This is a genomic window from Pseudomonadota bacterium (genome assembly GCA_022572885.1).
Taxonomy (GTDB): Bacteria; Pseudomonadota; Gammaproteobacteria; order Steroidobacterales; family MnTg04; genus MnTg04.
The window spans coordinates 1-7,388 of record JACZVC010000048.1 but is presented as its reverse complement, the minus strand read 5'-3'; the positions used below and the strand labels follow the sequence as shown (position 1 = coordinate 7,388).

Sequence of the window (7,388 nt, the reverse complement as noted above, 5' to 3'; positions counted from 1 at the left end):
TCACAGCCTCCTGCCAGGCCGGAGACTACTATTTCACGCATATTCGGGGTCATGGATGGCTCCGACGGATTATGTAAAACCGGTCGGTTAGCGGCAGGGAACGCGGTGCATAAGAAACTCAGACAACAGCTGGAACAAGCGCGCAGCGAGAGCGGTGAGTCGACCGATCTCGATCGGCTGCTGGCGCTGGTCGATGAGTTTTACTGCGAGCAGGACAAGGAACGGATCAAAGCCGAACACACCATCCAGATGATCTCGGATAATCTCGCCGATCTCGGCGAGGAAATTCGCGAGACTCGCGACAACCGGCTGCAAGCTATTCTCGACAACGTCAAGGATGCGATCTTCACGCTCAATGAAGACGGTTCGATACGAATTTTCAACCCGACCGGCGAGCGGATTTTCGGTTATAGCGAAGACGAGTTGCGTGGCCGCTCTCTCGAACTGTTGATACCCGAAGCGCGGGGGCGGGTAGAAGAATTTCTGAGCGAACTCGCGGCATTGTCCACCACCATGACCAATGACCTGGAGTCCTGGGAAACCCAGGGCAAACGCAAGAACGGCGAGCTGTTCTCGGCCGAACTGGCGATCAGCGAAACGATGCTGAGAAAGAAAAAAATCTACGTCGGTTGCCTGCGCGATATCAGCCAGCGCAAGGAAATCGAGAAGGCCCTGCGGACCAGCGAAGCGCGTTTCCGCAGCCTGGTCGAAAACGCGCCGGAAGCCATTGTCGTGATCGACGTGGATGAGGCCAAGTTTATCGACGTCAATGAAAACGCCATCAAGTTGTTCAAGATGAACCGTGAAGATCTGCTGGAAATCGGCCCCGCCCAGCTCAGCCCGCCGGTACAACCCGATGGACACAGTTCGTTCGAAGTGATTGCTGAAAAAATGAAGGCGGTGAAGGAAGGGGCGCCGACCGAGTTCGAGTGGACGCATCGCGATGCCGAGGGCATCGACCTTCAGTGCGAAGTGCGCCTTTCGCATTTACCGGGTGAGGATCGCAACCTCATTCGCGGGAGCATATCCGATATCTCGGTGCGCAAGCGTGCCCAACTGATCGCCCAGGGCGAAAAGAAAGTGCTGGAGAGAATGGCATCGGGAGCGCCGCTGTCAGTGGTACTTGCAACTATTTGCCTGGCCATGGAGCGGGTGACCCCCGGCGTCATGGCCAGCGTCTTGCTCGGCGGCCCGGAAAAGCGCGTAAAGCATGTGGCGGCGCCGAGTTTGCCCGATGATTTTATCAGCGCCGTCGACAAGGCGCTGCTCGGTCCCGGTGAAGCGCTCTATGGCAAGGCCGTTTACCAGGGCCGGCAACTGGTGGTCGCCGATATCGAACACAGCGCGTTGATGGACAGTTTCCGCAACGAAGCGAATGCGTTGCGTCTGCGTTCGTGCTGGACCGTGCCATTCAAAACATCGGATGGCGAGACCCACGGCGCATTCGTTTTTTACCGGCGTAAATCCGGTGCACCGGAAGCCAAGGATATAGAAGCCGCTTCCCGTTTGTCACGGCTGGCGGCGATCGCGGTCGAGCGAGCGTCTTCAGAACAGGCGTTGCGCGATAGTGAAGCGAGGTTCAGGGGTCTGTTCGAATCTGTGGTCGATGGCGTTTATCGTTCGTCGGCGGATGGGCGGATCCAGTCGGCCAATCCCGCGCTGGTTTCGATGCTGGGTTATGACCGCGAAGAAGATCTCAAGAATCTGTCAAAAGCGGTGGAGTTGTATGTCAATCCGCTGGAGCGCGATGCATTGATCAAAAAGCTCGACGAAGAGGGCATCGTTCGAAACTTTGAATACCAGCTGCGCCGCAAGGACGGCAAAGCCATCGTCGTTCTCGAAAATGCCCGCGCGGTGCTCGATGCGCATGGCAAGGTCGTGGCCTATGAGGGCACGATTACCGATATCACCGAGCGCAAACGCAGTGAGATGGCCGTGTTCGAGGAAAAAGAACGCGCCCAGGTAACCTTGCAGTCAATTGGCGACGCGGTCATTACCACCGACGCCGATGGGCAGGTCGATTACCTGAACCCGGTGGCCGAGAGCCTGACCGGCTGGGAGCTGGAGCAGGCGAAAGGTGCGCCGGTCGAAGCGGTTTTTCACCTGGTCAATGAGCGCACTGGCGAGACCGCGATCAGCCCGGTTCGCCGCTGCCTGGAACAAGGCGAAGTGGTCGAGCTGGAGGAGGGCACTGCGTTGATCAGCCGGGATGGCAATCAGTATTCGATCCAGGATACCGCCGCACCGATACGCGACCGCAATGGCAATGTGATCGGTGTGGTTGTGGTGTTTCACGATGTCAGCAAGGAACGGCGCCTGAAACGGGCGCTGTCCTATCAGGCCAGCCACGATTCACTGACCGGCCTGGAGAACAGGCGACAGTTCGAACAGCGTTTTACGCGGCTGCTTGAAGATGGCGGCAAAAACGATAAGCGTTGCCACGTGCTTTTGTACATGGACCTCGATCAGCTCAAGGTTATTAACGACAGCATGGGCCACGCTGCCGGCGACCACTTGATCAAGCAGACGTCAAAGATCATCAAGGCCAAGGCACGCGATGGCGATTTTCTCGCACGTTTCAACGGTGATGAATTCGCCATGGTGTTGGTGGATTGCGACCTGGCAAACGGCGAAGAGATCGCGGAAAAACTTCGCGAGGAAATATTCAATACCAGCTTCGCGTGGGAAGGGGAGTCGGTCAGTATTTCCGCCAGTATCGGCCTGGTCCTGGTCGGGTCGGAAGACGATTCGGTGGCTCAGTTGCTCAGCGCGGCCGATGTCGCCTGCTTCACCGCAAAAGATGATGGCCGCAACCAGGTGCGTTGTTATCACAACTGTCATGACAGCTCTGAGCGCCACGACGAAATGAAATGGGTGTCGCGGATAAAGACGGCACGCGAGGAGGGCCGTCTGGAACTGTTCTTCCAGCCCATTGTCGCGATCAGAGGCGATGTCCATGATGTGCATTGCGAGCTGCTGTTGCGGATGCGCGATCAAGAGGGTCAGCTGATCATGCCTGATGTCTTTATTCCGGCGGCCGAACGATTCAACCTGATGCCCGATCTTGACCGCTGGGTGATCAACCATGTGCTTAGCGAAGTCCATCCCGCGGTGAGAGAGCAAGCCAACGGTCACAAAATCACGCTGGCGATCAACCTCTCCGGCACCTCATTGAACAATCGCAGTTTCCTCGATTATGTTCTGGATCAGTTTGCTGAATATGACGCACCACCCGGTGATATCTGTTTCGAAATCACGGAAACCGCGGCGATCAACAACCTGTCCAATGTCGTACACCTGATTAAGCGGTTGAAAAACCTGGGCTGCTGTTTCTCACTGGATGACTTTGGCAGCGGTCTGTCGTCGTTTACTTATCTGAAGACCCTGCCGGTGGATTACCTGAAAATCGATGGTCATTTCATTACCAACCTGGCTACCGACCCGGTCGACCAGGCGATGGTGCGGGCGATTTGCGAAGTGGCGGATACCATGGGGATCAAGACGGTCGCGGAGCGGGTCGAAACCGAAGAAACGATGAAGAAACTGGCGGAAATTGGGGTCGATTACGCGCAGGGTTACCACATTGCAAGACCCAAGCCGGTTAGCGAATTCACGATGCCGGAACGATCGCAGCGCAAAGAAAAATCCGTCGCCAGAAGCCGCTGATACCAGGCTCCGCAGGCTGTGGGTTGCCACAGTTGCGGGCGAACCGGCCACAGGCTAAATTGGCCGGATGAATTCAAGCATTCAAGCGCATGTCTAAGCTGGAGGAGTCCGCGCTGGGAAGTCCCGGCCGTGACTTTTCCAGTGCTAACGATGGCCATCCCCAGGAAAACCAGCCACCGCTTCTGGCCGCCGACGAACCGCCTCCCTATGAAGTCCTTTACGCCGGGTTAGCCGCGAAAATCATCGTGGTCTGCGACCATGCAAGCAATCGCATACCGCGCTCGCTGAATAATCTAGGCCTCGATGGATTTTCGATACGGCGGCATATCGCCTGGGATATCGGCGCCGGCGATGTCGCCCGATTTCTTGCGCGCGGTCTGGGTGCGTCGACCATCCTGGCGAACTATTCGCGGCTGGTCGTGGATTGCAACCGCAAGCTCGATGATGCGACCGCCTTCCGGGCGCTGAGCGACGGTGATGATGTGCCGGGTAATCACATGCTGACCGCGCCCGAAAAACAACGGCGGGCGGACGCGATTTACTGGCCGTATCACCAGGCGATTGCCAGCCAGGTCGATCGATTGTGCCAGGGGAATTTTGCGCCGGTATTGCTATCCATCCACAGTTTTACCCCGTTTTTTGATAACAGCCACCGGCCCTGGGAGATCGGCATCCTCTGGGACAGCGATCCGCGCATCGCGGTACCGCTGATGCAGAATTTGCGGGACAAGGGATTGAAGGTCGGCGACAACGAACCTTATTCCGGGCGCCACCCGCATGAATTCACGGTCGATTATCACGGTGAGAAACGCGGTCTGCCGCATGCCTCGATCGAGATCAGGCAGGATCTGCTGCGCGATACGCTCGCCAGGCGCCAATGGGCGACGACGCTGGCCAACTGCCTGCAACCGATACTCGAGCAAGAAGAACTGTATCGATTTTTCACTGGCTGGCCGGGGAATTTGAAATGAATCTTGCCGAGCCGAGCTTTACCATAGGTATCGAAGAGGAATACCTGCTGGTCGACAAAAAAACCAGGGCGCTGGCGGTCGATCCGCCGGAGAGCATGCTGCGCAAATGCGAGTACTTGTGCAAGGGCCAGGTCAGTCCCGAATTTTTGCGCGCACAGATCGAAATCGGGACACGAATCTGCAGCACGCTGGAAGAAGCCCGCTGGGAGCTGACCAGCACGATGCGCTATGCCAGGTCGTCGATTACCTGATCGAGGAAACCGCGAAAGGCCTGTGAAAACAATCGCTGGCCTCGGTGGCAAACCTCATCGGGCCTGAAGGCCCTCCTGCGAACAAAAGAGTCGCCACGCGTTTGTCCTATAATTTACGATTTTCATCGCTTGATTCGATCATCGATTGGCTTTTCAATAGGGCTGCGGGGCACAATCGCCTAATATGAGGTATATACCATTGACATATACCTTGTATTGCGCATAATCAAGATGAATACCATCCGTTTATACGGGGGCAGATATGGCACGGTCAACCGTTTTCAAAAACAACAAAAGTCAGGCAATCAGATTGCCGAAACCTGTTGCGCTGCCGGAGAGCGTAAAAAAGGTAGACATCGTCAAGTTGGGGCGAGCACGCTTGATCACGCCGGCGGGTGAGAGCTGGGATATATGGTTCGATCGTAAGGGCGTTTCCGGAGACTTCATGTCCGAGCGGGACCAACCGACTCATCAAGAGCGGAAATCGATTTAATGATCAAATATATGTTGGATACCAACATATTGATTTATACGATCAGGAAACGACCAAAAAAAGTCAGGGATGCGTTCAAGGAGTATTCGGATTACCTGTCGATGTCTACGATCACACTGGGTGAGCTTATTTACGGGGCTGAAAAATCGTCTCAACCCGCGCGCAATCTCGCGGATATTGAAGCTTTGGCAGCTCGCGTCGATGTGCTGCCTTTTGATAACCAGGCTGCCCAGCACTTTGGCCAGGTTCGAGCCGAGCTCGCGAAAGCGGGAAAACCCATCGGTCCATATGATTTGATGATCGCCGGGCACGCCCGTTCGCGCGGACTGATACTGGTGACCAACAATTTACGGGAATTCAAAAGGGTCCCGGGATTGCGCTTGGAAAACTGGACCCGATAGGAGCGGCTTCAGCCGCGATCGGTCTCCGATCGGGTTGGAAGGCCATCCTGAGGTATTGGGGGACAGCTTGAGCCGGTCGGCGCTATCGGGGAAACTGCGTTGCTATGCAAAGACAGGAAGCCGCAGCACGATGCCCGAGCTGAATTTTCACCGACGTTTGTCGGTTGCCCCGATGATGGAGTGGACCGACCGGCATTGCCGTTATTTTTTGCGGCTGTTGTCGCCGGACGTGCTGCTCTATACCGAAATGGTCACGGCGGCGGCGCTGATCCATGGCGATGCGGACCGGCTGCTGGAATTTCGCGCCGAGGAACACCCCGTAGCGCTACAGCTTGGCGGCAGCGACCCGGCTTTGCTGGCCGGCGCGGCGAAACTGGGCGAGCAGGCCGGTTATAACGAAATCAACCTGAACATCGGTTGCCCCAGCCCGCGCGTGCAAGCCGGCAGCTTCGGCGCCTGCCTGATGGCCGAGCCGCAACTGGTCGCGGAATGTGTAGGCGCGATGGCGGTGGCAGTCGATATTCCGATAACGGTAAAAACCCGCATCGGCATCGACGATCACGACAGTTATGAATTTCTGCGGGGTTTTGTCCGCACCGTGGCGGACGCCGGTTGCGAGGTGTTCGTTATCCACGCACGCAAGGCGTTGCTCAGCAGTTTGTCGCCAAAGGAGAACCGGCAGGTTCCGCCGCTGATCTATGAGCGCGCCTACCGGATCAAACAGGAGTTTCCAAACCTGGCCATCGTGGTCAACGGCGGTATCGATTCGACGGACCAGGTCGGCGTGCATCTGGAGAAACTGGATGGCGTGATGATCGGGCGCCATGCGTATCATCATCCGTTCTGGTTGTGCGAGGCGCAGAAACAGGTCTATCCAGAGACCGATTATACGGCGCCGGATCGCGAACAGGTGTTGCGGAAAATGAGTCGCTATTTGCAAGAGTGCGCGGAGCAAGGCGTGCGGCCGCACGCCATAATCCGCCACATGATGGGTTTGTATGCGGGCAAGGCCGGCGGCAAACGCTGGCGGCGGTTCCTCAGTGAGCAGGTTCAGAATCCCGATGCCGGCAGCGACATGCTGTTACGATCGCTGGCGGTTTTTGCCTAGTAGGAGCGGCTTCAGCCGCGATTGGCCTGCGCATCGGGCCTGAGGGCCCTCCTACAATATTGTTTCTTCCTCCGGCTCCCGAAAGCCGAAATCCACGTCGCCCGAGGCGGCCAGCCAGGTGGCGGTCACGAAGGCGGCGACGACCTGGCGAAGATTATCCGGGTCCACCTTGTCCAGCGTGTCGCTGGCCGAATGGTGGTAGTCGAAATAATCGGTGCCATCCTGGCCCAGCGAAATCACCGGCATGCCGAGTTTCTTGAATACGCTAATGTCGGCGCCCGAGCCGGTCTTGTTATCGCCCAACTCGATACCCAGCGGTTCCAGCGGCGCATGGAGGGCCCTGGCGATCTCCAGGCGGTCCTCCGGGAACAGCGTAGAAATACGCCAGACCTTGCCATCGCCGAAATCGGTTTCCATCCCGACCACATGTTTGTGCAGGTCGGCCATATACTTTTCGGCATAGGCCTTGGCGCCAAACAGGCCGGTCTCTTCGCCTGC

The 7,388-nt window shown here is 57.1% G+C and carries 7 protein-coding genes; 6 read left to right on the top strand and 1 reads right to left on the bottom strand.

Translation table 11 applies throughout. The annotated features are described in order from the left end of the window. Positions 1-105: 105 nt before the first annotated feature. The 6 genes from IIA05_12525 (at position 106) to dusA (ending at position 6,890) form a co-directional block, all read left to right on the top strand. Positions 106-3,666, top strand: a complete 3,561-nt coding sequence (locus IIA05_12525) for an EAL domain-containing protein (GenBank protein ID MCH9027916.1) — start codon at positions 106-108, stop codon at positions 3,664-3,666. 89 nt (positions 3,667-3,755) lie between these two features. Continuing rightward, the gene (locus tag IIA05_12520; protein MCH9027915.1) at positions 3,756-4,637 is read left to right on the top strand and encodes an N-formylglutamate amidohydrolase; all 882 of its coding nucleotides are present in this window, start codon (positions 3,756-3,758) and stop codon (positions 4,635-4,637) included. Further along, on the top strand, positions 4,634-4,888 hold the full coding sequence (locus IIA05_12515) for a hypothetical protein (GenBank protein ID MCH9027914.1): 255 nt from the start codon (positions 4,634-4,636) through the stop codon (positions 4,886-4,888). Before IIA05_12520 ends, IIA05_12515 begins: the two co-directional genes overlap by 4 nt. A 262-nt stretch (positions 4,889-5,150) precedes the next feature. Beyond that, entirely contained in the window at positions 5,151-5,381 is a 231-nt protein-coding gene (locus IIA05_12510; GenBank protein ID MCH9027913.1) for an antitoxin, read from the top strand. After that, complete coding sequence (vapC, locus tag IIA05_12505; GenBank protein MCH9027912.1) at positions 5,381-5,782, top strand: tRNA(fMet)-specific endonuclease VapC; 402 nt, start codon at positions 5,381-5,383, stop codon at positions 5,780-5,782. The genes IIA05_12510 and vapC overlap by 1 nt, the downstream gene beginning before the upstream one ends. A 130-nt stretch (positions 5,783-5,912) precedes the next feature. Beyond that, complete coding sequence (gene dusA, locus IIA05_12500; GenBank protein MCH9027911.1) at positions 5,913-6,890, top strand: tRNA dihydrouridine(20/20a) synthase DusA; 978 nt, start codon at positions 5,913-5,915, stop codon at positions 6,888-6,890. A gap of 51 nt (positions 6,891-6,941) precedes the next feature. On the opposite strand, the gene IIA05_12495 is transcribed toward dusA, so the two are convergent. After that, on the bottom strand, positions 6,942-7,388 hold a 447-nt coding region (locus tag IIA05_12495), incomplete at its 5' end, for a M28 family peptidase (protein MCH9027910.1).